Origin of the sequence: Gallaecimonas kandeliae, assembly GCF_030450055.1 — a bacterium.
Classification (GTDB): domain Bacteria; phylum Pseudomonadota; class Gammaproteobacteria; order Enterobacterales; family Gallaecimonadaceae; genus Gallaecimonas; species Gallaecimonas kandeliae.
In genome coordinates this window covers 213,826-236,208 of the sequence record NZ_CP118480.1, presented here as the reverse complement: position 1 = coordinate 236,208, position 22,383 = coordinate 213,826, and the positions used below count along the sequence as shown (strand labels likewise).

Genomic DNA, 22,383 nt, shown 5'->3' with positions numbered 1-22,383 from the left:
GGCAGGCCATTGCCCCAAGACCGCGAGTTGTAAGGATGATCAATAAGAAAATTGCCGAGGAACTGGGCGTCCGCGAAGCCCAGGTCAGCGCCGCCGTCGCCCTGCTGGACGAAGGGTCCACAGTGCCCTTCATCGCCCGCTACCGTAAGGAAGCCACAGAGGGCCTGGACGACACCCAGCTGCGTAACCTCGAGTCCCGCCTGGGTTACCTGCGCGAATTGGAAGAGCGCCGCCAGGCCATCCTCAAGAGCATCGAAGAGCAGGGCAAACTCACAGATCCCCTGAAGCGGGACATCCTCGGCGCCGACACCAAGACGGTGCTGGAAGAACTCTACCTGCCCTACAAGCCCAAGCGCCGCACCAAGGGCCAGATCGCCATCGAAAACGGCCTGGAACCCCTGGCCGAAGAGCTGCTCGGCAACGCCGGCGCCAACCCTGAGCTTCTCGCCGCCCAGTACCTCACAGAAGAGGTCGCCGACACCAAGGCCGCCCTGGAAGGGGCCCGCTACATCCTCATGGAGCGCTTCGCCGAAGACGCGGGCCTGCTGGAAAAGGTGCGCAATTACATCTGGGGCAACGCCCAGATCGAAGCCAAGGTCATGGCCGGCAAGGAAGTGGAAGGCGCCAAGTTCAGCGACTATTTCGCCCATGCCGAGCCCCTGGCCAAGGTGCCGTCGCACCGGGCCCTGGCCATGCTGCGCGGCCGTAACGAGGGCATACTGGCGCTCGCCATCAACGCCGACCCGGGCCAGGAAGAGGCGGTCAAGAGCAGCTACTGCGAGCTCATCATCGCCAAGCACCTGGGCCTTTCCTTAAGTGACAGCCCGCGCGATCAATGGCTCAGGCAGGTGATCAGCTGGACCTGGCGCATCAAGATCCTGATGTACATGGAAACCGAGCTGATGGGCCGCATCCGCGAGGCCGCGGAAGCCGAGGCCATCAAGGTGTTCGGCGACAACCTCAAGGATCTCTTGATGGCCGCCCCCGCCGGGCCCAAGGTGGTGATGGGCCTGGATCCCGGCATCCGCACCGGCTGCAAGGTGGCCCTGGTGGACCAGACCGGCAAGCTGCTGGGCACCACCACCATCTACCCCTTCGAACCCAAGCGCCAGTACGCCCAGTCCGTCGAGGCCCTGGAGCTCTTGTGCCGCAAGTTCAAGGTGGATTTGATTGCCATCGGTAACGGCACCGCCAGCCGCGAGACCGACCGCCTGGTGGCGGACATGTTCAAGAAGGCCCCGGACCTCAAGGCCACCAAGGTGGTGGTGAGCGAAGCGGGCGCCTCCGTCTATTCCGCTTCCGAGTTCGCCGCCGCCGAGTTCCCGGATCTGGACGTATCCCTGCGCGGCGCCGTCTCCATAGCCCGCCGCCTCCAGGACCCCCTGGCCGAGTTGGTGAAGATCGACCCCAAGTCCATCGGCGTGGGCCAGTACCAGCACGACGTCAACCAGGGCCAGTTGGCCAAGACCCTGGACGCCGTGGTGGAGGACTGCGTCAACGGCGTCGGCGTCGATCTCAACACCGCCTCCATACCGCTGCTGGCCAGGGTGTCCGGCCTCAACAAGACCTTGGCCACCAACCTGGTGGCCTGGCGTGACGAGAACGGCGCCTTCAAGAGCCGCAAGCAGCTGCTCAAGGTGCCGCGCCTGGGGCCCAAGGCCTTCGAACAGTGCGCCGGCTTCCTGCGCATCATGAACGGCGACAACCCCCTGGACGCCTCAGGGGTGCACCCCGAGGCCTACCCCGTGGTGGAACGGATCAAGGCCGCCACCGGCAAGGTCGAGTCGGCGCTGATCGGCAACTCGGACGTGCTGCGCCGCCTCAAGCCCGGCGACTTCGTTGACCAGCAGTTCGGCCTGCCCACAGTCACCGACATCTTGAAGGAACTGGACAAGCCGGGCCGTGACCCACGCCCCGAGTTCAAGACTGCCGCCTTCGCCGACGGCGTCGAGACCCTCAACGACCTCAAGCCCGGCATGGTGCTGGAAGGGGTGGTGACCAACGTCACCAACTTCGGCGCCTTCGTGGACATCGGCGTCCACCAGGACGGCCTGGTGCACATCAGCGCCATGAGCGAGAAGCGCATCAACGATCCCCGCGAGGTGGTCAAAGCCGGCCTGGTGGTCAAGGTCAAGGTGATGGAGGTGGACATCCCCCGCAAACGCATCGGCCTGTCCATGCGCCTTAACGATCAGCCCGGCCAGCAAGGCGGTGGCCAAGCCCGCGGCAACGGCGGCGGCCGCCCCGAGCGGAGCAGCCCCAAGGCCAGGCCCGTGGCCCAGGACAGCGGCAACTCGGCCATGGCCGACGCCTTGAAGGCGGCGCTGAAACGCTGATAAACAAGCCGGGGCTATGCCCCGGCTTTTTATTGCCCTATCACCGCTTCGAGCCCCGCCCGGTAACGGCGGCTGGCACGCAGCTGATGTCCCCCTTTGAGCGTCAGCTGCAGGTCGCCACCGGGCAGGGGGTCGAGCTTCTGGATGGCGGCGCTGTTGACCAGCACCGATCTGTGCACCCGGGTGGCCGCCACCCCTTTTGCTGCCAGCTTCTCCTCCAGCTCCTTGAGGGTGACGCGGGCCAGGCTTTCCCCCGTGGCAGTGATTATCTCGGCATAGTTGGCCGCCCCCCGCGCAAACAAAAACTCGGCCGGATCGAGCAGGATGCGCGTAGCCCCGCTCCTCAATTCCACCAGGGTGCCTTTCGTCTTGGCTTGGCGTGCGGCCAGGGCGTCCCTCATCAGGAAAAAGCAGGCCAGCAGCATGATGAAGGTGCGGACATCCTTCCAATACTCATAGGGGATGGCGCCGTAGCCGCCGCCGAAAAAGTGATAACTGCCACCGAAGAGGGGGCCGAACAGCAGGTCCCGCATCAGCACCATCAGGGTGACGTGCCCGGCCGAGAAGGCGAAGCTTGCCAGGAGGTAACGCGGCAACTGCCTGAACCAGGCGGCTTTGGTCAGCGGCCAGGCCTCCCCCAGCCAGATGATAAGGGGCAGCATGATGAGAATGGCAGTGGCGCTGGTGCTCTCGAAAAGCACAGGCTCGCCCCAGGGGATGGGGTGGCCGGCCCTGGCATGGTCGCTGATGTAGGAGAGGCTGTTGACGACGGTAAAGAGCCCCGTCAGCGCCAGGGTGGCGATGACGAAGCGCATGTTGCGCCGGTAACAGCCGGCATAGGCGTTGAGTGCTGTCCTTATCATTCCCGCAGTCTAGTACGGCATCCGATACCCGCATAGCCCTTTCAAATAAAGGCCTTTACCGCTTATCCCTGGCCGACTCCCGCTTATCCCAAGCCTTCAAAAAGCCGCTACCGCTTGTCCCAGGGAGCCCAGTACAGGCCCCAAGGCGCTGGCGGCCCGGATGCGGCTCGGCCAGGCTCTTGGTCATCACTGAACAGGACCTTCGGGAGACCCCAAGCATGCAAACCACCGATATCAACCGGCGCCGCTACGACCTGGATTGGCTGCGCGTCATCGCCTTCGGTCTGCTGATCTTCTACCACGTCGGCATGTTCTACGTGCCCTGGGATTGGCACGTCAAAAGCACCTACGTCACCACGGCGCCCGAGGGGCCCATGATGTTGCTCAACCCCTGGCGGCTGTCCCTGCTGTTCTTGATTTCCGGGGTGGCGTTGCGCTACGCCGCCGACAAGGTGCCGGCGCTGCGTTTCACCGCCAGCCGCTTTTTCAAGCTGTTCATTCCCCTTGTCTTCGGCATGGCGGTGATAGTGGCGCCCCAGTCTTACTTTCAGCTGCTGCGACTGCACGAGATAGGGCCCGGTTTCCTGGCCTTCTGGCCCCGTTACCTGGGCCATGAGCATTTCAGCGTCATGGTGCCGACCTGGAACCACCTCTGGTATGTGGCCTATCTCATCGTCTATACCCTGGTCGCCATGGCACTGATGCCGGCCTTGAGGCGCCTGGCCAAGTGGCTCGACAGGGACAGCGTCGAAAGGGCGTTGTCGGGGGGGCGCATACTGGTGCTGCCGCTGCTGCCCTTCATCCTCTACCGCTTCACCACCGACTACTGGTTCCCGACGACCCACGCCCTGGTGGACGACTGGAATGCCCACGCCAACTTCTTCACCATCTTCCTCTACGGCCTGCTGTTGGCCAAGAACGGGGCCTTCTGGCGGGCGGTGCAAAGCCAGTGGCGGCTGTGCCTGGCGGTAGCGGTGGGCCTCGGCGTGGTGCTGACACCGGTCTGGAGCCATTGGGACGCCTGGATGCAAGACAAGCCCGTCTTGATCGTCATCGCCCAGGCGGCCCGCGTCTTCTATGCCTGGGCGGCCATCCTCAGCCTGCTGGGGGCGGCACAGGCCTATCTCAACAGGCCCAGCCCCCTGCTCTCCTACCTCACCAGGGCCATATTCCCCTTCTACATACTGCACCAGACGCTGATCGTGGTCTTCGGTGTCTGGCTCAGCCGCTACCAGCTGGGCGCAGTGCCGGAATTCCTGGCGCTGGTGGGCCTCACCAGCCTCGGCTGCATCGGCCTCTACGAGTACCTGATCCGGCCCCTGCCCTGGCTCAGGCCGCTGTTCGGCGTCTTCGGTGAGGCCCCTTCCCTGAAGGCGCTCAGGGCCAAGGCACTGGGCCAGAAGGCCCCGGCCGCCGGCACGGCCTGGCAGGGAGCTTCAACGGAAGAAAGGAGTTGAATCTGGGCACCAAAAAAAACGGGGCAATGCCCCGGTTTTTCCTGCCGGCTATCAGTCCAGGGCGTACCAGTCCAGGCGGCGGGTCAGATACATCACCAGCGCCAGCACGGCGAACAGGCCGACGGCCCCCATCAGCAGCGCCATGTCTTCGAGCTGCAGGATGACGTAGATGTAGCCGTAGAGCAGCGTCAGTACCCCCGCCACCAGGGCGGCCAACCGCCGGCTGCCCAGCACCGCCAGGCTATAGCAGCCGATGAGGGTGATGGTGGCCAGGCTGGCGACCAGGTAGGCGGGGCCAAAGCCGATATGCTCGCTGAAGGCCAGCAGCAGTATGTAGAAGACCCCCAAGGCCAGCCCCACCAGCAGGTACTGGAGGGGATGAACCCGGCGTTTCAACAGGGCTTCGACGAAGAAGAGGGTCATGAAGGTCAGGGCGATCACCAGTATGGCGTATTTGCTGATGCGCATGGCCTGCTGGTAGCTGTCGGCGGTGACCAGGAAGCTGACCCCGAAGTCGCTGCCGCCGAGCTGGTATTGGCCCGCCTGGAAAAACTGGGGGTAGTTGCGGTTGAAGTGCAGCACCTGCCAGTGGGCCTCGAAGCCCTGGCTGCTCAGGGTCCGCTCCGCAGGCAGGAAGGCGCCGTCGAAGCTGGGACTGGGCCAACTGGAGCTGACCTGGACCTGGGTCTGCTCTCCCACCGGCAGGAAGCTCAGCCGGCTGGAGCCCCGCAAGGACAGCTTGAGGTCGAAGGGCAAGGCGCCGGCCTTGCCGCTGAGATCCAGGGGGGCGGCCACCCCTGAGTGCACTGGGCCGCTGCTCACCCCAGGGGTCAGGGGCAGCTTATCGCCGCCCAAGACCAGCTGGATATTGTCCTTGACCCCTTTCATGTCGGTGATGCCGAACAACAGCTCCGCCTTCTGCGGCATCAGCTCGGGGTTGTCGCCCAGGTGACGGGCCAATTCATCCAGGTCGAACTGGCCCTGGATCTTGAGGTCGGCGGCATAGACAGCGGTCTCGTAGAGGCTGCGCCGGCGCAGCTCCGGGGAAACCTCGGCATTCAGCCGCAGGGTCTTGGGCAGGAAGTAGCTGGTGTAGGCCTGGCTTTGCCAGGTGCCGTCCTGGCGCTGCACGCGGTGCTCGCCCGGTATGGCCAGCACAGGCCCGGTCAGCTGCTGGGCCCGGCCCCAGGTGGAGGCAATCTCGTTGACCACCTGGTTGCGGCGGTCGGCCCGCTCGCTGATCACCAGCTGCACCAGGAAGACGGGGATCAACAGCAGTATGGCCAGGAGCCCGACGGCCAGGGCCTTGGAGGTAATGGAAGGGGGTCTAGACATGGCGGTTCGTCCTTGATGGCAGTACCGCTGTTATAGCCCTTCCCGGCTGCCTGGGAAATGAACGCCTCGGCGCTAGTGGGTGTGCTCCGGGTAAAGGGCGTAGATGTCTGCCTGGCCCTTGCCCAGCAAGGTCAGGATCAGCTGGCCGTTTTCCCCCAGGGCCAGGGATCTGTTGCCCTTGAGGCTGTGGTAGGGCAAGGAGGCCAGCAGCTGGGTGGCGCCTGTCTTGAAGTCGAGGCGCACCACTTCGTCGGCCTTCTCGGCGCGGTGGACATAGATGAGGCCCCCTTCCACCACATTGAAGTTGCCCCAGTCGCCCACGGCCGTGTCCTTGACCAGCAACGCCTTCTTGCCTGTGGCGAGATCCAGGCGCCAGATCCCCTGCTCCGTGTCCTTGGTGAAAAGGCAATGTGGTCACCCTCAGTGCCGCCCAGAGCAGTTCACCGGTGTCTGGTGACAGCCTGAGCTACCAGTGGCGCCAGACGACGGGCCCTTCCGTGACATTGAGCAGCGCCACGGCGTCGAGCCTCTCCTTCACGGCTCCTACCGTCAGCAGCGACACCCAGCTCAGCTTCGAACTGGTGGTCAGCAACGGCAGGGTAGCCAGCAAGGCGGCCCAGGCCAACATCAGTGTCCAGCACAAGGCACCGGCCAAGTCCGGCGGTGGCGGCGGTGCCATGGGTTGGTTGCTGTTGCTGCTGGGCGGAGCCCTGGCAGCGAGAAGAAAGGCTTGATAGCCAGATGAAGAAACCGGGGCCTTGCCCCGGTTTTTTTATCAGCGGCCGTCTTCGAAGCTGGCCGTTGCCGAGACGTCTGTGGTGGTGCCGGCATCCAGGTCGATGAGGGTCGCCGAAGCCTGGAAGGTACGGAAGGCCCTGATCACGGCGGTGCAGGTGGTGGCGTTGGCGGCGCAGTTGGGGTTGTGCCAATCGATGTAGTAACGGCTGGGCAGGTTGTCGATGCGGAACACGGCCGTGGCCTGGGTGGCGCCATAAACCAGGGCAGAGCAATCGTTGGGGGTGAATTGGTCGTAGGCCTTGGTGTCGATGTAGCAGCTCATGCCGGACGCGAAGGCGGAACCTGTACCCAGCAGCAGTGTGGCGGCGACGATAGTGCGCATTTTCATTCTTTCTCTCCGTGAATTTCCTTGAATGTGAAGGCGTTACCAAACTCCGTTGGTACTGCAAACGCCACCCCATTGAACGAAACAGAAGAGCAAAATACAACCTAAAGGAAACTTATAGAGCATTAGCTGAATTAAAGCCGGGCCTGGGCCCGGCTTGGTCAGGCCAGGGCCGCCTCCAGGCTGGGGTGGAAGGAAAGGGCGCCTTCGATGGGCTTCATGCCGGCCCTGGCCAGGGTGCGCAGAGGCTGGAACTGCAGTTCGGCGACCCGGATCTCGGTGTCGGCCTTGCGGCAGCTGCTGATGAAGCGGTTGAAGGCGGCCAGGCCGCCGGCATCGAGGATGGGCACGGCATCCAGCTGCAAGACCACGACCTTGGCGTCCCTGGCCAGCAGGGACAATTCTCCGAACACCTTGTCGGCGGCCGCGAAGAAGAGGGGGCCGCTGACCTTGTAGGCCAGCCAGCCTTCCGGCAGCGGCGCCGGCACCAGCTTGCGGTTCTGGCTGAGGTCGCTGACCTTGGTCATCTCGGCGATCTCCTTCATGAAGAGCACCGCCGCCAGCAGTATGCCGGCGGTGATGGCGATCACCATGTCCATCAGCACCGTCAGGGAGAAACAGGTCAGCAGCACCCAGAGATCCCCTTTGGGAGCCGTCCTCAGCATGTGCAAGGACTTGGGCGCCTCGCTCATGTTCCAGGCCACCAGCATCAAGAGCGCCGCCATGGCCGGCATGGGCAGGAAAGCCAGCCAGGGCGCCAGGGCCACCAGCCCCAACAGCACCACCCCGGCATGGATCATGGCCGACAACGGCGAGGTGGCGCCGGCCTTGAAGTTGGCGGCGGAGCGGGCGATGGCGGCCGTGGCGGTGATGCCGCCGAAGAAGGGGGTGACGATGTTGCCGATGCCCTGGCCAAGCAACTCGCTGTTGGCACTGTGGCGCCGGCCCGTCATGCCGTCCAGCACCACGGCGCAGAGCAGGGATTCGATGGCACCCAGCATGGCGATGGCAAAGGCCGCCGGCAGCAGATCCCGCACCAGTTGCCAGCTCAGCACCAGGGGTTTGCCGTCGGCGCCGGCCTGCTGCCAGGGCCATTCGAAATAGGGCAGCACAGGGGGTATGCCGGCGCCGCTGCTGCCGTCCGGCAGCAGGTAGCTGAAGCGCGAACCTATGGTCTCGACGCCAAGGCCAGCCTGGTTGAGGCCGTAGGCCAGCAGGGTGCCGAGCAGCACCGCCGGCAGGTGCGGCGGCACCGGCGTCTTGAGCCTGGGCCAGAGCAGCAGCACGGCCAGGGTGCTGAGCGCCACCAGCAGGCTGGGCCAATGCACCGTCGGTAGAGCCTGGCCCAGGGCCAACAGCTTGTGCAGGTAGTCCTCCGGCATGGGGCCCAGCTTGAGGCCAAGGAAGTCCTTGATCTGCAAGGTGGCGATCACCACGGCGATACCGCCGGTGAAGCCCAGGGTCACCGCCTCCGGAATGTATTCGATGAAACGCCCGAGCCGCAGCAGTGCCATGGCCACCAGCAGCACACCGGCCAGGATAGAGGCCAGCAGCAGGCCGCCCAGGCCGTATTGCTGGGCTATGGGGTAGAGGATCACCACGAAGGCGGCCGTGGGCCCCGAGATGGAGAAACGGGAGCCGCCGGTGAGGGCGATCAGGAAGCCGGCGATGATCGCCGTATAGAGGCCGTGCTGGGGCGCCACGCCACTGGCGATGGCCAGGGCCATGGACAGGGGTATGGCGATGATGCCGACGGTGAGCCCCGCCAGCAGATCCTTGCCGAAGCGGGCCTTGGAATAGGCTTCCTGCAGGCAGGCTTCCCGCAGGGCATGGGCGATACGGAGTGAAAAGAGATGGGCGCGATGGGCCAAGAGGTCCTCCCAAGGGCAGGGGACAGAGAGCGCCATTATAGGACTGGTAGGAGCTGTTGCAATATCCCTGCTGTAAAAAGGGTTTTGAGGCAATAAAAAAGCCACCTGGCGGTGGCTTGGTGCGGCGCTTAGGCCGTGGTGTCGATGATGGTGCCCAGCATCTCGTCGGCGGTCTTGATCACCTTGGCGGCGGCGCCGGATTCCTGCTTGGCCACTTCCAACTGCATCAGGGGCTCCACGTCCACGTTGCCACGGGCCAGGGTATAGGCGGCGTCACTGGCCCGCTGCTGGGCGGTGAGCTGCAGGTTGATACCGCTTTGGATGGCTGAAGTCGACGTCATGGCTGCCTCCTTGTTGGTCTGCTGAGTGTACGCCATTTGGCCACCACGGCCAAATTTTGCCCATCTTCCCTTAGAGCCCGGTCACAAAGTCCCGTATGGCCTTGGCCGTTTCTTGTGGATGGGAGATGAAAGGGGCATGGGAGGCGTGCTCGAACACTAGGCTCTGGCTCTGGGGGGCCAGGGCGTCCACCAGGGGCTGCTGCTTGCCGGGCACCAGGGCGTCGAGGCGGCCGTAGAGGCGCAGGAAAGGCTGCTCGACCTCTTCTAGCCGGCCGCGCAGGTCGGTCTCTTCGAGGATCTTGAGGCCGCCGGCCAGGGCGGCGTGGCTGGGCAGGGGCCGCTCCACTACCCTCTGGCGCAGCGCCTTGATGTCGGCCTTGGCACTGGGGGCACCCATGGCCTGGATGGCCAGGAAGCGGTCTATCACCACCCCTATGTCGCCATCTAGGGCATCGGCGAACTGCGCCAATACCAGGGGCTTGATGCCGGGCCAGCCGCTATCTGCCAGGAAGGCCGGGCTGGAGGCCAGGGTGATCAAGGCCCTTGGGTTGCCATGGCCTTCCAACGCCGCCTGGGTCGCCACCAGGCCCCCCAGGGACCAGCCCAACCAGACGGCCCCATCCGGCACCTTGGCGGCCACGGCCCTGGCCAGGGCGTCGATCTGGTCATGGGCGGGCTCATGGGCGGCGTCGCCAAAACCGGGCAGATCGACCACCCTTAGATCCAGGCCCTGCAGATGGGGCAGAAGGGAAGAAAAGACTGCACCGTTGACCCCCCAACCGTGCAGCATCACCAAGGTGGGTGCTGACATATGTCCTCCGAAATCGCCCGCATCCTAGCCCGGCTGGCCCGCCAAGCCAAGCCCGGCGGCCGCTGCTGGCTCTGCCTGGAGCCGAGCCCAGACCCGCTCTGCCCCCATTGCCTGGCGGATCTGCCCAAGCCGGGGCGCCGTTGCCAGCGCTGCGGCGAGCCGGGGCCCGATCCCTGCCGCCGCTGCCTGGCCAAACCGCCACCCTTCGACGCCGTCCACTACGGCTGCCCCTACGGCCCGCCTCTTGACGCCCTGATCCACAGCTTCAAGTACCAACGCCAATGGTGGTTGGACGCCGCCCTATGCCAGCCGCTGCTGGCAGCCCTGGGCGGCGCCGAGATGCCCGACTGCCTGCTGCCGGTGCCATTGCACTGGTCGCGGCAGCTGTGGCGGGGCTTCAACCAGGCAGAGCTCATCGCCTGGCAGTTGGGAAAGGCCCTGCAATTACCGGTACGCTGTGACCTGCTGCGCCGCCCAAGGCGTACCCGCAGCCAGCAAGGGCTGACCAGGACGGCCCGCCTCAGAAATCTCAAGGGGGCCTTCGCCCTCAAGGGCAGTCCCCCCGGCCATGTGGCTTTGGTGGACGACGTCATGACCACCGGCAGCACGGCCGCCGCCCTGGCCCGGCTGCTCAAGGCGGCGGGTTGTCACAAGGTGCAGCTCTGGTGCCTGGCCAGGGCGTGACAAAAGGAAGCGGCTGCGTTAAAAAGAGGCCCCGCTTTACCCCTTGTTGCCGTCGTGAACCTGTACAACATACTGCTCAGCTCCCTGTTCGCCCTCTGCGCCCTGGTGTGCCTGCACCTCTTGAGCCAGCTGGTGGGCCTGCTGCTGTTCCGTGCCAAGGGAGATACGGGCAAGCGGCTGGACCGGCTGCTCTGGTCATTGTCCCTGACCCTGACGGTGCTGCTGATGCTGGTGACCTTGCCCCAGGTGCTGGACCCCGACGCCCTGCAGCTGCTGGATTGAGCAAAGCCGCCCAAGAGGCGGCTTTTTCAGATCAGAAATCGAGGTAGAGGGCGTTGCTCAGCCAGCGCTCCGAATCCCGCTGCACGCCCCTGAAGCTGACGTCGTCGAGAAAGGCCACCACGCTGCCCCTGCCCAGGTGCTGGGCCACGGTGGCCGGGGTGCCGGCCAGGAAGTCCTGGTTGGCCTTGGCCATGAAGCCCGCCAGCAGCGGCTTGGCGTCATAGCGGGCCAGGACGCTGAAATCCCCTTCCACCTTGTCCAGCATGACGGCCTGATCCCGCATCAGCGGCAGGGTGGCGCTGCCCAGGCCGGCATTGAGGGGGTGGCTGACGTCGAGATCCGCCAGCACCTGGGTGCCGGCGATCAGGGTCTGGGCCCGGTGCCGGCCCTGGTCACCATAGCCCAGGCCCTCGGTGGGGAAGCGGGCCAGGCGTGCCTTGTCGTCCACCAGGGTGGCGGCCAGCAGGCCGTTGTCTATGGCCCAGGGCACGGCGTCTGCCATCAGGATCAGGCGGCCACCCCGCTCCACCCAGGCTCGGATGCGCTGGCTCTGGGCCGCATCCAAAGCCAGGGGCGCGGCCGAGGGGATGATGAGGTGGCTGAACTCGTCGAGATCCAACTTCGCCAGCACGCTGTCTTCCAGCAAGGTCAGGGCCACCCCGGCCTGGACGTCCAGGCTCTGCCAGACGCCCCCGGCCTTGGTCGCGCCGATGTCGCGGCCCACCAGCAGCGCCGCCCTGGGCTGGTGGATCCGTTGCAGCCCGGGGCTGCCGAGATCGGCACCGCTTTGAGACAGGCCCGAGTCCAGCCCCAGCAAAGGCACCCCATGGGCTTGGGACAGGCGGGCCAGGGTGGCCAGCAAGTAGGCCGGCTGCTGGGTACCGGCGGGGATCAGCATGTCCCCCGCCGCCAGCTCCACGCCGCTGTTGTCGCTCTCGGACCCCGTCCTGAACACCTTGATGCCGGCCCGCAGCAAGTCCGCCAGCAGCGCCGGGGCCCGGCTGTCGTTCCAATGGAAGGCCCAGGCATAGGCCGGCTCGACAGGCGGCAGCTTGGGCAGCAGCGGGTGCCAGGGCTCGCCGCCCAGATCGGCATTGCGGCTGGGCTGGAAGGGGACGTTGTAGGCATAGGCCAGGTTCCAGGCGGAGACATCGTAGAAGCTGTCGTCCTTGAACTGGGTGTCGGTGCCGAACACCGACTTGACCAGCCGGTACTGGGGCTGGTCCAGGGGCACATAGAGGTCGCTGCCGGCCTTGAAAGCCTGACCCCCTTCCTTGGTGTCCTTGGCCAGCAGTTGCACCTCGATGCCGTGGCTGGTGAGCACCCGGGCCAGATCGTCGAGCCTTGCCTGGTCACCGGGGTTCTTGAGGAGGATGCCCTTGGTCCTGTCGTCGTCCGCCAGCTTGCGGGCGTCCTTGAAGAAGGCGGCCTGGTAGCTGGCCAGGCGCTGCTTGTCCTGCACCACCCCGGCCAGCAGCCGGCGGCTGGCCGTGAGTTGGTTCTCGATGGAAAAGGCGAAGCTCAGCTCGCCGAAAGGGGTGGCGGCCTTCTGGCCACGGGGCCTCGCCTGCTCGTAGAGGATGCCGACGGCGCCCTGGGCGTCGGCATAGCTGGAGGCCTTGCCCCAGTAGAAGTCGTCGAAGGACTCGCCGGTGAAGTAGAGCCGCCCCTGCTTATCCAGGCCCTTGGCCACGGCCTTGGCCAGTTCCTTGGTGATGGCCTGGTTTTCCTTGGGTGTCAGGGGGTTGACCCTGCTGGGGATGCCGGGCTGGAAGAAGAAGGTGCCGTCGGTCTCCATCTCGTGGAAGTCGCCGAACACGGCCGGCATCCAGGACTGCCAGAAGCGGACCCTGTTGCGGGAGGCCGGCTGGCTCAGCAGCAGCCAGTCGCGGTTGAGGTCGAAGCCGTAGTGGTTGAGGCGCCCGGCCGGGAAGCCCTGCCAGCGGGATCTGTGGGCCAGGGAGTCGGAGTTGTGCCTGGACTGCATGTTGTTGGCGAAGTTGGCGTAGCGGTCCAGGCCGTCCGGGTTCAGGGCCGGGTCCATCAGCACTATGCAGTTGTCGAGTATGGCCTTGACCGCCTCGCTGTCGCTGGCCGCCAGCCAATAGGCCACCAGGGGAGCGGCATTGGCCCCCGAGGGCTCGTCGCCGTGGATGGAATAGCCGAGCCAGACGATGGTGGGCAGTTCGGGGTGGGCCTTGCCGCCCAGCACCTCCAGGTGCTGTTTGCGGATTTGCTCCAGCCTGGCCAGGTTCGCCGGGCTGGAGATGGCCAGCAGCTTCTGCTCACGAAGCTCGGTGGTGCGCCCTATGCTGATGAGCTTGATGCGGTCCGAGCCTTGGGCCAGGGCGCCGAGGTATTGCTGCTGCTGGTCGAAGCGCAGGTGCCAGTCCCCTATGCCGAAGCCCAGGACGGATTCGGGTGTGGGGCGGGCGGCGTCGAAAGTCTCGCCAGGGAAATAGTCGGCCGTGGGCTGGGCCTGGGCCGCCAGGGGCAACAGCAGCAAAGGGAGCAGGGCTTTCATGGGCACGCCTTGTTGGACTTTTCCTTAGGCTAGCCAAGGCCGCCGCCCTGCGACAGGCCCGTCAACGGCTCTGGACCACCTCTGGTCGCTGGTGCCGACGGTAAGCCACTAGGCGACGGCGGCGCGGCGCGTTATCATACCCGAGTAAAGTAGTCAGGTTTTGAGAGGCTCCATGATCCGCATCTCCGAGGCCGCCCAGGCCCATTTCTGCAAACTGCTGGCCGATCAACCGGATGGCACCAATATCCGGGTATTCGTAGTCAACCCCGGTACCGCCAATGCCGAGTGCGGCGTCTCCTACTGCCCGCCCGATGCGGTCGAAGGCAGCGACATCCGCCTGCCCTTCTCCGGCTTCGACGCCGTGGTGGACGAGAGCTCTTCCCCCTTCCTGCAGGACGCTGAAATCGACTTCGTCACCGACCAGATGGGTTCCCAGCTGACCCTCAAGGCCCCCAACGCCAAGGTGCGCAAGGTGGCCGACGACGCCCCCCTCATCGAACGGGTCGACTATGTGCTGCAATCCCAGATCAACCCCCAGCTGGCCAACCATGGCGGCAAGGTGGCGGTGATGGAAATCACCGGTGAGGGCGTGGCCGTGCTGCAATTCGGCGGCGGCTGCAACGGCTGCTCCATGGTGGACGTGACCCTCAAGGAAGGCATCGAGAAAGAGCTGCTGGCCGCCTTCCCCGGTGAGCTGAATGGCGTCAGGGACGTCACCGAGCACCAGGCCGGCGAGCACTCCTACTACTGATGAGGCAGCTGCTCTATCGCCTGGGGAGCAACCCCAGGCGATCCCTGCGCCGCTTCCTGAGTGGCTTCGGCCTCTTCATGCTGGGGCTCTTCTTCATCTACATGGGCGCCAAGGGCCAGCCCCTGTTGCAGGTACCGGGCCTGGTGTTGGGCGGGGGCGGTTTCGGCCTGGCCGCCTGGGGTTACCTCGGCATCTTCTGCAACCGCCTCAGCCAATTCCTGGACCGCTGACGAACCCCGGCTTGCGGTAAAGCCACCAGAGCCCCAGGCCGCGCATGGCAAGGAAGGCGCTGAGCGCCAACCAGAGCCCGTGGTTGCCGAGCCCCTGGGCCAAAAACCAGACCGGGAAAAAGACCCCGAAGGTGGCCAGCACCATGGTGTTGCGCATGTCCCGCCCCCTGGTCGCCCCCACGAAGACCCCGTCAAACAGATAACACCAGAAGGCCAGCAGCGGCAGGGCCACCACCCAGCCCAGGTACTGGGCCGCCACCTCACGTATGGCCGGCAGGTCGGTCAGCAGCGCCACCAGGGCCTTGCCGGCGACGGCGAAGAAGAGGCTGAACCCCAGGGCGAAGGCAGCCGACCATTGGCCGCAGCGCCACACCCAGAGACGCAGGGCCTTTTCGTCCCCCTCCCCCATGGCCTTGCCGGTCAATGCCTCTGCGGCATAGGCGATGCCGTCCAGGGCATAGGAGATCACCAGCAGGAAGTTGAGCAGCACGGCGTTGGCCGCCACCACCTGGTCCCCCAGCCTGGCCCCCTGGAAGGTGACGAACAGGAAGCAGATCTCCAGGCAGAGGGTGCGCAGCAGTATGTCCTTGTTGAGATGCAGCAGCCGCCCCCAGCCGGGGTGGCCGAGGGCTGCCTTGAGGTGCAAGTCCGGCAGCCGCCTCGCCACCAGCCAGGCCCCCAGGGCCAGGGCGCTGTAGTCGGCGATCACCGAGGCAAAAGCCACCCCCTTGACCTGCCAGCCCAGCCCCATCACGAACACCAGATCCAGCAGGATATTGAGGCTGTTACCGAGGATCAGCATGGCCATGGGGCCGCGGCTGTCCTGGCGCCCCACCAAAAAGCCCAGCAGCACCAGGTTGCCGAGGGCCGCCGGCGCCCCCCAGACCCGCACGTAGAAATAGTCCGCCGCGCTCTGCTGCACTTCGTGCGAGGCGCCGCTCAGCCAGAGGCCCAACTCCCCCAGTGGCCATTGCAGCAGGATTAGGCCCAGGCCTATGGCCAGGGCCAGGGCGCCGCCTTTGGCCAGCCAGGCTGCCAGTTCCTCGCCGCTGCCCCGGCCGTGGGCCTGGGCGATAAGGCCGGTGGTGGACATGCGCAGGAAGCCGCACAGCCAGAACAGGAAGGTGATCAGCATGTTGCCCACCGCCACCCCGCCCAGGAAGGCGGGGTTGGGCAGGTGGCCTATGACGGCCGTATCCACCAGCCCCAGCAGCGGCACTGTGATGTTGGAGAGGATCATGGGCCAGGCCAGGGCCAGGACCCGGCGATGCTCAGAAGACAAGGGTGACTCTCGGTTAACGGACCTGTTGCCGAGTCTGCCGGCCTGTGAAAGTCCAGGCAAGGCCGTTACACTTGGGCCTTTCCAGACAAAGGGAATGAACAGAATGAAAGGGGCACTTTGCAGCCTGGCCCTGCTGTCGGCGTCCGCCACAGCTGCCGACATCAACTCCTACGCCAACATCGACCAGGTGAAGATCACCCACCTGGACCTGGATCTCAGCGTCGATTTCGACAAGAAAGAGCTGGCCGGCAGTGCCACCCTGGACTTCAAGCGCCTGGATCCCAAGGCCGACGAACTGGTGCTGGACAGCCGCGCCCTGGTGATCGGCAAGGTGGAACAGCACCTCGACGGCCAATGGACCAGCGCCAACTGGAGCTGGGGCCAGCAGAGCGAAGCCTTCGGCAAGGCCATCAAAATCAGCCTGGCCCCCCAGGCCGACCAGGTACGGATCAGCTACCACACCACCGACGGCGCCACAGGCCTGCAATGGCTGACCCCGGCCCAGACCGCCGGCAAGCAGCACCCCTTCCTGTTCACCCAGGCCGAAGCCATCCAGGCCCGCAGCTTCATCCCGCTGCAGGACAGTCCCTCGGTGCGCATTCCCTATGACGCCACCATCCGCGTGCCCAAGGGCCTGATGGCGGTGATGAGCGCCGAGAACAGCCAGAGCCTGAGCCCGGACGGGGTCTACCACTTCCACATGCCCCAGGCCATCCCCACCTACCTCATCGCACTGGGCGTGGGTGATCTTAAGTTCAAGGCCCTGGGCAAGCGCACCGGCGTCTACGCCGAACCCTCGGTGCTGGATGCGGCCGCCAAGGAATTCGAAGACACCGAGTCCATGGTCAAGACAGTGGAGAAGATCTACGGGCCCTACGCCTGGGGCCGCTATGATCTCTTGATCCTGCCCCCCAGCTTCCCCTTCGGCGGCATGGAAAACCCGCGCCTGTCCTTCATCACCCCCACCGTCATCGCCGGTGACAAGTCCCTGGTGTCCCTGATCGCCCACGAACTGGCCCACTCCTGGTCCGGCAACCTGGTCACCAACGCCAGTTGGCAGGACTTCTGGCTCAACGAAGGCTTCACCACCTACCTGACCTACCGCATCGTCGAGGCCCTCTACGGCGTTGACCGTGAGCGCATGGAAGCGGTGATCGGCTACAAGGACCTCCAGGAAGATCTGGCCAGCCTGCCGGCCGGCGACACCCGCCTGGTACCGGACCTGACCGGCCGCGACCCGGACGACGCCTACTCCGACATCCCCTACGAGAAAGGCTCCCTGATGCTCACCGAGATCGAGCACAAGCTGGGTCGTGAGAAGATGGACGAGTTCCTGCGCGGTTACTTCAAGCGCTTCAGCTTCCAGTCCATCTCCACCCAGGACTTCCTGGACTACGCCGCCAAGGCCGGCCTGGACATAGCCCGCCTCAAGGAATGGATCGACAAGCCAGGCCTGCCCAACGGCGCCCCCCACCCGCTGTCCGACGCCTTCAACAAGGTGCTGGCCGCCCAGACCAAGTGGCTGCGCCATGAGATCAAGGCCAAGGACCTGCCCTTCAAGGCCTGGAACGCCCAGCAACAGATCTACTTCATCACCGAGCTGCCCGAGCACCTGAGCCGCGCCCAGATGAAGGAGCTGGACGAGACCTTCGGCCTGACCGGCACCCGCAACGCCGAAGTGGCCCACGTCTGGTACCGCCAGGCCATCAGCCACGACTATGATCCCGCCTTCGGGGCCATGGCCGACTACCTCAAGAGCATCGGCCGCCGCAAGCTGGTCGTGCCCCTCTACGAGCTGATGATGAAGCAGCCCCAATACCAGGACATGGCCAAGAAGATCTACGCCGAGGCCCGCCCCGGCTACCATCCCCTTGCCCAGAACACCCTGGATGCTATCGTCAAGTGATTGAACGGCCGCCCGCTCCCGGGCGGCCTTTTCTCAGGTAATGCCCATGCGCCTCCTGCTGTTGCTGCTGTCCCTGGCCTGGCTGCCCTGCCAGGGCGCCGTTATTCTGCTCTACCACCATGTGGCGACGGACACGCCCCCCAGCACCACCACCAGCCCTAAGGTCTTCGAGAGCCACCTGCAATACCTCAAGGACAACGGCTTCCAGGTGCTCCCCCTGGCCGACGCCGTCGCCGAAGCCAAGGGTGAAAAGGTACTGCCCGACAGGGCTGTGGCCATCACCTTCGACGACGGCTACCAGGACATCGCCGACAACGCCGCCCCCCTGCTGGCCCGTTTCGGTTACCCCTTTACCCTCTTCGTCAATCCCGACAGCCTGGGCCGCCACGGCATGATGTCCCTGGCCACCGCCAAGGGCCTCAAGGGCGCCACAGTCGCCAACCATACCGCCGGCCACCCCCACCTGACCGAACTCAGCCTGGACCAGGCCAAGGCGGCCATAGAGGCCGGCCAGCTGCCCGGCAGCCCGCAGTGGCTGGCCTGGCCCTACGGCGAATACAGCCCGGCCCTGGAGAAACTGGCGGCCCAGCTCGGCTATGTGGCCTTCGGCCAGCAGTCCGGCGCCAGCGGCCCCTGGAGCAGCCTCACGGCCCTGCCCCGCTTCCCCGCCGCCGGCCCTTACGCCAGCCTGTCCAGCCTCAAGATCAAGCTGCTCAGCCTGCACATGCCGCTGCAAAGCTCCGACACCGGCATGGTGCAGGGCGACAAGTCGCCGCCCCTGACCCTGGCGCTGAAGAGCGACGACGTCAGGCACGACCGCTTCGCCTGCTACTTCCTCGGCAGCAGGGTGGAGATCGAAGTCACAGGAGACCAGGTCAAGGTGCCGGCCATAGCCCTGCCGCCGGGCCGCTCGCGCATCAACTGCACTGCCCCCAGCCTCAGCAAGCCGGGCCGGTACTACTGGTGGTCACAGGCCTGGCTCTCCGGGACACCTTTGGATTAAGAATGGCCCAAGAGCCGGCCAGGCCGACCCAATACTGCGGTCACAGGCCTGGCTCTCCGGGACGCCTTTGGATTAAGAATGGCCCAAGAGCCGGCCAGGCCGACCCAATACTGCGGTCACAGGCCTGGCTCTCCGGGACGCCGCTAGACTAAACGAGGGCCTTGGGCAGGCCAGCTGGATTAAGAAAGGCTCAAGAGCCGGCCAGGCCGACCTATCACTGCGGCCACAAGCCTGGCTATCAAGTACGCCTTTGGATTGAATAAAGAAGAATGAGCAAACCCGAACCCTTCCGCCGGCTCAAGGCCGGCCACCGCCTCTGCGTCCTGGCCGACCTCAAGGATCCCGGCAGCAAGAGCTTCTATTTCGAGAGCCCGGGCGGCGAGCTGCTGTCCATCTTCCTGGTGCGCCGGGGCCACGACATCAAGGGCTACGTCAACCGTTGCCCGCACATGGGGGTGCCGCTCGGCCGGGTGCCGGACTCCCTGCTGACCCTGGACGGCCGCCAGATCCTCTGCGACAAGCACGGCGCCCTCTTCGACATCGACACCGGCCTCTGCACCGTGGGCCCCTGCCGCTACGCCTACCTGCAGCCGGTGCCGGTGCGGCTGCAAGGGGACGAGATCCTCACCGCCTGAAAAAGCCCGCGACAGCGGGCTTTTTTCAGGCCTTGCGGCCAAGGCCGGCCAGCCAGAAGGCCAGCAGGTGCAGGGCCAGCCACAGCAGCGGCAAGGCGGCCCAGCCGTAACCCAGCCAGGGGGCCTCATTGCCATAGTCGCGCCAGAGCAGCGCCGTGCCAACCAGGGCCGACAGCGGCAAGGTGAAGATGCCGCTCTGGAAGACCCTCTCCTGGGCCTGGGGCGTAGGGCCCGCTTGGCCGTTGGCGTAGCCGCAGACCCCGAATATCCAGCCTAAGGTGGCGAAGCCGGTGAACGCCAGCAGGCCGAAGTTGCTAAGCAGGGTATAACCCAAGGTCATCCTTTACCTCCTATCAAAATGTCCATCGCAAAAGGCGCTCAGGCGGGCCTGGACAGCCTGGCCACCAGGGCCGTCACCAGCCGCCTGGGGCTGAGCCGTAGCCCCTGCACCATCAGCTTGTTCAGGAGACCGGGCACCAGCAGCCGGCGCCCCGCCATCATGGCCCTATAACCGGCCCTGGCCACCTCATCGGCGTCCGCCAACGCCAGGTGCTTGAGGCTGTTGCCCAGCTTCATCCTGGCCCCGGCCTGAAAGCCGGAGGCCGTAGGCCCTGGGCAGAGGGCGGTGACGGTCACGCCGTTGCCCTTGAGTTCCTCGGCCATGGCTTCGGACAGGGACAATACATAGGCCTTGGTGGCGTAGTAAACGGCCATGTAGGGGCCGGGCTGGAAGGCGGCGGTGGAAGCGACATTGAGGATGCGGCCCTCGCCCCTTGCCAGCATGGCCGGCAGGCACAGCTTGCAGAGCCGGGTCAGGGCCATGATGTTAAGCTCCACCATGGCCTCTTCCTCGGCCAGGGCCGTGTCCTGGAACCTGCCGTAGAGGCCGACCCCGGCGTTGTTGACCAGATACGAAGGCGCCGCCACCAGCTGGCCGAAAACGGCATCGGCGGCCCCGGGCTGGGCCAGGTCGGCGGCGATCACCTGGACGGCGATGCCGTAGCGGGGCCGCCAGTTGGCCGCCAGGGCCTCCAGCTTGTCCTGGGAACGGGCCACCAGCATCAGGTTGCAGCCATCCTCGGCAAAGCAGCGGGCCAGGGCCTCCCCTATGCCGCCACTGGCTCCCGTGACCAGGGCCCAGGGCGTCTCCGTCGCCATATCCACCTCTTGATTGAAAATTTTTCCCTTTATAACCCATTTCCCTTCAGCTACTTAGCGTCCGAGTACCGATCAAGTGACCAAAAGGGTGTTCGCTTTATAAAGAGAAACCCCGGCCGATTGGCCGGGGTTTTTATTTGCCTTGGCTGGCGCCTATGTCCCGCACCAGGGCCTGGTAGTCGGGGTTGGCCTCAAGCAGTTGCTGACCGGCGGCGATCAGCTTGTCCACCGTGGCGGGGGGCAGGTTGAAGTTGGTGGGCAGGTTCTTGAACCAGTGGCGCAGGGCCGGGTCGGTGACGGCGTCGAAAGAGACGGTGCTGATGTAGCTGTCCAGGCCATAGGGGGCCGGCAAGGGGCTGGCCGCCAGGCAACTGGCGGCCAGCCTCGCATTGCACTGCCCCACCAGCTTGACGTCCTGGTCGACGGTACGCAGGGCCCCTTTGATCCTCGCCACCGTATCGGCGGTGTAGTTGTCCAGCGGCACCGTGGCCGAGGTCAGTACCGTGGTGAAGACGCCGGGCACGGACTTGGACTGGTCCAGGCCGTTTTCGGGATCGGTGGCGGCATTGACCAGGATGAACACCAGCTTCTTGATCTTCTGCTGGTTGATGCGCCTGAGCAGGCTGTAGCCGGGCCCGGTGTTTTCCAGGCCGAACACCAGGCTGCGCAGCCCCAGGTTGTCGGCTACGCCGCCGTCCATCAGGTGCGGGTGGGGCCGGGGCGGGTTGTAGGGGGCCTGGAAGTAATAGGAACGGCGGTCGTCGATGAACTGCACAGCCCCCGGGTTGGTGGCGCCGTCAGCAGCGCCGTTTGCTACCCAGAGCGGCTCCTGGTAGCCACAGCCGCCGGCGAAGTTGTCGTAGGTCAGGGGCGTCAACAGGCCCGGGAAGGCCGAGGAGGTGGCCACGGCCCGCGACAGGGGGTAGCTGGCGAGGTCAGAACAGAGCAGATCGAACTGGTCCTGGATGAAGGGAAACTGGCCGCCGGTGCTCATGTCGGTGCCGTTGATCATCAGGAAGGGTTTGCCGAGGCGCTGAAGGTCGGCGAAGGTCTTGTGGCCGAAGAGGTGCTGCTGGTAGTACTGGTTGGCGAGATCGCTGCGCCCGAAGCCGGGGGACATCAGCTTGAACCAGCTGGCCGGGTTCATCAGCTTCCAGAAGAGATCCCTCTCCACGTCGTGCTTGAGGTAGCCCTGCTCGTAGTCGCCGTCGAAGATGGCGTCCCTGTTGAGGCCGTAATAGGCCGAGGTGAAGCTGCCCCCGGACACCGACGAGATGATGTCCACTTCGTCCAGCAGCCGCTTGTCCTTGCCTTCCCAGCGAATTTTGGTGTCCCGCAACTGCTTGAGCACCCCGTAGGCCAGGGCGGCGGCGCGGGTGCCGCCACCGGAGAAGCTGACCACCACGAAGAGGCTGTCGCTGTTGTCCGGGCTGGCTTGGTCCACCACTTGGTAGCGGTAGCCGGCGTCCTTGTCAAAATGGGCCAGGGGGGCGTTGCCCTCGTAACCGGCGCAGCCGGCCAGCAGAAGGCCCAGCAAGAAGGCAGGCAGGCGCCTGCGCCAGGGGCTCATGAGGCCGCCTCGAAGGTGATCACCTTGGGTTGCAGCACCGAGGTGTTGCTGATGGTCGCGGTCACCGCCTGGGGGCTGAAGTCCGGCTGGCCCCCCAGGGAGAAACTGTGGCGACCCGCCCCAACCCTCAGTACCTCGTTGGTGGCGCCATTGGGCTGCTCATCGATCAGCACTTCCCGGCTGCCGGGAAAGGAAACGACGACGTATTCCATCTGGTCCTC

The 22,383-nt window shown here is 65.4% G+C and carries 23 protein-coding genes; 10 read left to right on the top strand and 13 right to left on the bottom strand.

Translation table 11 applies throughout. The annotated features are described in order from the left end of the window. The first annotated feature begins 35 nt into the window (after positions 1–35). Complete coding sequence (locus tag PVT67_RS01080) at positions 36–2,336, top strand: Tex family protein (protein WP_301496932.1); 2,301 nt, start codon at positions 36–38, stop codon at positions 2,334–2,336. Positions 2,337–2,365: 29 nt separating this feature from the next. Here the strand turns inward: PVT67_RS01080 and PVT67_RS01075 are convergent, their stop codons facing one another. Further along, on the bottom strand, positions 2,366–3,199 hold the full coding sequence (locus PVT67_RS01075; protein ID WP_301496930.1) for a LytTR family DNA-binding domain-containing protein: 834 nt from the start codon (positions 3,197–3,199) through the stop codon (positions 2,366–2,368). A gap of 218 nt (positions 3,200–3,417) precedes the next feature. On the opposite strand from PVT67_RS01075, the gene PVT67_RS01070 reads away from it, so the two are divergent. Next, positions 3,418–4,656: an acyltransferase family protein gene (locus PVT67_RS01070; RefSeq protein ID WP_301496928.1), complete on the top strand. Its 1,239-nt coding sequence runs from the start codon at positions 3,418–3,420 to the stop codon at positions 4,654–4,656. 51 nt (positions 4,657–4,707) lie between these two features. Here PVT67_RS01070 and creD read toward each other — a convergent pair whose 3' ends face one another. Together creD and PVT67_RS01060 are read right to left on the bottom strand one after the other, a co-directional pair. Then, positions 4,708–5,991, bottom strand: coding sequence for a cell envelope integrity protein CreD (creD, locus tag PVT67_RS01065; RefSeq protein WP_301496926.1), 1,284 nt, complete (start codon positions 5,989–5,991; stop codon positions 4,708–4,710). Positions 5,992–6,063: 72 nt separating this feature from the next. Then, positions 6,064–6,333: a hypothetical protein gene (locus PVT67_RS01060; RefSeq protein ID WP_301496924.1), complete on the bottom strand. Its 270-nt coding sequence runs from the start codon at positions 6,331–6,333 to the stop codon at positions 6,064–6,066. Positions 6,334–6,401: 68 nt separating this feature from the next. On the opposite strand from PVT67_RS01060, the gene PVT67_RS01055 reads away from it, so the two are divergent. Continuing rightward, the gene (locus tag PVT67_RS01055) at positions 6,402–6,725 is read left to right on the top strand and encodes a PKD domain-containing protein (RefSeq protein ID WP_301496922.1); all 324 of its coding nucleotides are present in this window, start codon (positions 6,402–6,404) and stop codon (positions 6,723–6,725) included. 41 nt (positions 6,726–6,766) lie between these two features. Here PVT67_RS01055 and PVT67_RS01050 read toward each other — a convergent pair whose 3' ends face one another. The 4 genes from PVT67_RS01050 to bioH form a co-directional block, all read right to left on the bottom strand. Further along, the gene (locus PVT67_RS01050; protein WP_301496920.1) at positions 6,767–7,117 is read right to left on the bottom strand and encodes a hypothetical protein; all 351 of its coding nucleotides are present in this window, start codon (positions 7,115–7,117) and stop codon (positions 6,767–6,769) included. A 158-nt stretch (positions 7,118–7,275) separates the two neighbouring features. Beyond that, complete coding sequence (gene dauA, locus PVT67_RS01045; RefSeq protein ID WP_301496917.1) at positions 7,276–8,985, bottom strand: C4-dicarboxylic acid transporter DauA; 1,710 nt, start codon at positions 8,983–8,985, stop codon at positions 7,276–7,278. A 128-nt stretch (positions 8,986–9,113) separates the two neighbouring features. Then, the gene (locus tag PVT67_RS01040; RefSeq protein ID WP_301496915.1) at positions 9,114–9,326 is read right to left on the bottom strand and encodes a flagellar biosynthesis protein FlgE; all 213 of its coding nucleotides are present in this window, start codon (positions 9,324–9,326) and stop codon (positions 9,114–9,116) included. 70 nt (positions 9,327–9,396) lie between these two features. Then, positions 9,397–10,137 carry a pimeloyl-ACP methyl ester esterase BioH gene (gene bioH / locus PVT67_RS01035; RefSeq protein WP_301496913.1) on the bottom strand — a complete coding sequence of 247 codons (741 nt, stop codon included), beginning with the start codon at positions 10,135–10,137 and terminating at the stop codon, positions 9,397–9,399. Between bioH and PVT67_RS01030 the strand changes: the two genes are divergently transcribed. After that, on the top strand, positions 10,138–10,821 hold the full coding sequence (locus PVT67_RS01030; RefSeq protein WP_301496911.1) for a ComF family protein: 684 nt from the start codon (positions 10,138–10,140) through the stop codon (positions 10,819–10,821). A gap of 54 nt (positions 10,822–10,875) precedes the next feature. After that, positions 10,876–11,103 (top strand): hypothetical protein, encoded by a 228-nt coding sequence (locus tag PVT67_RS01025; protein WP_301496909.1) that lies wholly within the window; start codon positions 10,876–10,878, stop codon positions 11,101–11,103. A gap of 31 nt (positions 11,104–11,134) precedes the next feature. On the opposite strand, the gene PVT67_RS01020 is transcribed toward PVT67_RS01025, so the two are convergent. Continuing rightward, the gene (locus tag PVT67_RS01020; RefSeq protein WP_301496907.1) at positions 11,135–13,627 is read right to left on the bottom strand and encodes a M14 family zinc carboxypeptidase; all 2,493 of its coding nucleotides are present in this window, start codon (positions 13,625–13,627) and stop codon (positions 11,135–11,137) included. Between the two features lie 172 nt (positions 13,628–13,799). Here PVT67_RS01020 and nfuA point away from each other — a divergent pair, with 172 nt between their 5' ends. Next, complete coding sequence (gene nfuA, locus PVT67_RS01015; RefSeq protein ID WP_301496905.1) at positions 13,800–14,378, top strand: Fe-S biogenesis protein NfuA; 579 nt, start codon at positions 13,800–13,802, stop codon at positions 14,376–14,378. Then, positions 14,378–14,608, top strand: coding sequence for a hypothetical protein (locus tag PVT67_RS01010; protein WP_301496903.1), 231 nt, complete (start codon positions 14,378–14,380; stop codon positions 14,606–14,608). Before nfuA ends, PVT67_RS01010 begins: the two co-directional genes overlap by 1 nt. Here the strand turns inward: PVT67_RS01010 and dinF are convergent. Further along, positions 14,586–15,890, bottom strand: coding sequence for an MATE family efflux transporter DinF (gene dinF, locus PVT67_RS01005; RefSeq protein ID WP_301496901.1), 1,305 nt, complete (start codon positions 15,888–15,890; stop codon positions 14,586–14,588). The genes PVT67_RS01010 and dinF overlap by 23 nt on opposite strands. Positions 15,891–15,984: 94 nt before the next feature. Here dinF and PVT67_RS01000 point away from each other — a divergent pair, with 94 nt between their 5' ends. From PVT67_RS01000 to PVT67_RS00990, 3 genes are all read left to right on the top strand, one after another. Further along, positions 15,985–17,796 carry a M1 family metallopeptidase gene (locus PVT67_RS01000; protein ID WP_301496899.1) on the top strand — a complete coding sequence of 604 codons (1,812 nt, stop codon included), beginning with the start codon at positions 15,985–15,987 and terminating at the stop codon, positions 17,794–17,796. Positions 17,797–17,842: 46 nt separating this feature from the next. Beyond that, on the top strand, positions 17,843–18,799 hold the full coding sequence (locus PVT67_RS00995; protein ID WP_301496897.1) for a polysaccharide deacetylase family protein: 957 nt from the start codon (positions 17,843–17,845) through the stop codon (positions 18,797–18,799). A gap of 269 nt (positions 18,800–19,068) precedes the next feature. Continuing rightward, a complete protein-coding gene (locus PVT67_RS00990) occupies positions 19,069–19,434 on the top strand; it encodes a Rieske (2Fe-2S) protein (protein ID WP_301496895.1) in 366 nt (121 codons plus the stop codon). Between the two features lie 25 nt (positions 19,435–19,459). On the opposite strand, the gene PVT67_RS00985 is transcribed toward PVT67_RS00990, so the two are convergent. The 4 genes from PVT67_RS00985 to PVT67_RS00970 form a co-directional block, all read right to left on the bottom strand. Beyond that, positions 19,460–19,774 (bottom strand): hypothetical protein, encoded by a 315-nt coding sequence (locus tag PVT67_RS00985; protein WP_301496893.1) that lies wholly within the window; start codon positions 19,772–19,774, stop codon positions 19,460–19,462. A 38-nt stretch (positions 19,775–19,812) separates the two neighbouring features. After that, a complete protein-coding gene (locus PVT67_RS00980; RefSeq protein ID WP_301496891.1) occupies positions 19,813–20,592 on the bottom strand; it encodes an SDR family NAD(P)-dependent oxidoreductase in 780 nt (259 codons plus the stop codon). Between the two features lie 133 nt (positions 20,593–20,725). After that, positions 20,726–22,162: a patatin-like phospholipase family protein gene (locus PVT67_RS00975; protein ID WP_301496889.1), complete on the bottom strand. Its 1,437-nt coding sequence runs from the start codon at positions 22,160–22,162 to the stop codon at positions 20,726–20,728. After that, on the bottom strand, positions 22,159–22,374 hold the full coding sequence (locus PVT67_RS00970) for a hypothetical protein (RefSeq protein WP_301496887.1): 216 nt from the start codon (positions 22,372–22,374) through the stop codon (positions 22,159–22,161). The genes PVT67_RS00975 and PVT67_RS00970 overlap by 4 nt, the downstream gene beginning before the upstream one ends. Positions 22,375–22,383 lie beyond the last annotated feature (9 nt).

Excerpts from the sequence above, each read along its gene's own strand:
- PVT67_RS01040 (WP_301496915.1), bottom strand. The coding sequence starts at position 9,326 with ATGACGTCGACTTCAGCCATCCAAAGCGGTATCAACCTGCAGCTCACC.
- PVT67_RS01030 (WP_301496911.1), top strand. The coding sequence starts at position 10,138 with ATGTCCTCCGAAATCGCCCGCATCCTAGCCCGGCTGGCCCGCCAAGCC.
- PVT67_RS01010 (WP_301496903.1), top strand. The coding sequence starts at position 14,378 with ATGAGGCAGCTGCTCTATCGCCTGGGGAGCAACCCCAGGCGATCCCTG.
- PVT67_RS00990 (WP_301496895.1), top strand. The coding sequence starts at position 19,069 with ATGAGCAAACCCGAACCCTTCCGCCGGCTCAAGGCCGGCCACCGCCTC.
- PVT67_RS01020 (WP_301496907.1), bottom strand. The coding sequence starts at position 13,627 with ATGAAAGCCCTGCTCCCTTTGCTGCTGTTGCCCCTGGCGGCCCAGGCC.
- nfuA (WP_301496905.1), top strand. The coding sequence starts at position 13,800 with ATGATCCGCATCTCCGAGGCCGCCCAGGCCCATTTCTGCAAACTGCTG.
- PVT67_RS01070 (WP_301496928.1), top strand. The coding sequence starts at position 3,418 with ATGCAAACCACCGATATCAACCGGCGCCGCTACGACCTGGATTGGCTG.
- creD (WP_301496926.1), bottom strand. The coding sequence starts at position 5,991 with ATGTCTAGACCCCCTTCCATTACCTCCAAGGCCCTGGCCGTCGGGCTC.
- PVT67_RS00970 (WP_301496887.1), bottom strand. The coding sequence starts at position 22,374 with ATGGAATACGTCGTCGTTTCCTTTCCCGGCAGCCGGGAAGTGCTGATC.
- bioH (WP_301496913.1), bottom strand. The coding sequence starts at position 10,137 with ATGTCAGCACCCACCTTGGTGATGCTGCACGGTTGGGGGGTCAACGGT.
- PVT67_RS01000 (WP_301496899.1), top strand. The coding sequence starts at position 15,985 with ATGAACAGAATGAAAGGGGCACTTTGCAGCCTGGCCCTGCTGTCGGCG.
- PVT67_RS01080 (WP_301496932.1), top strand. The coding sequence starts at position 36 with ATGATCAATAAGAAAATTGCCGAGGAACTGGGCGTCCGCGAAGCCCAG.
- PVT67_RS00980 (WP_301496891.1), bottom strand. The coding sequence starts at position 20,592 with ATGGCGACGGAGACGCCCTGGGCCCTGGTCACGGGAGCCAGTGGCGGC.
- PVT67_RS00975 (WP_301496889.1), bottom strand. The coding sequence starts at position 22,162 with ATGAGCCCCTGGCGCAGGCGCCTGCCTGCCTTCTTGCTGGGCCTTCTG.
- PVT67_RS00995 (WP_301496897.1), top strand. The coding sequence starts at position 17,843 with ATGCGCCTCCTGCTGTTGCTGCTGTCCCTGGCCTGGCTGCCCTGCCAG.
- PVT67_RS01050 (WP_301496920.1), bottom strand. The coding sequence starts at position 7,117 with ATGAAAATGCGCACTATCGTCGCCGCCACACTGCTGCTGGGTACAGGT.
- PVT67_RS01075 (WP_301496930.1), bottom strand. The coding sequence starts at position 3,199 with ATGATAAGGACAGCACTCAACGCCTATGCCGGCTGTTACCGGCGCAAC.
- PVT67_RS00985 (WP_301496893.1), bottom strand. The coding sequence starts at position 19,774 with ATGACCTTGGGTTATACCCTGCTTAGCAACTTCGGCCTGCTGGCGTTC.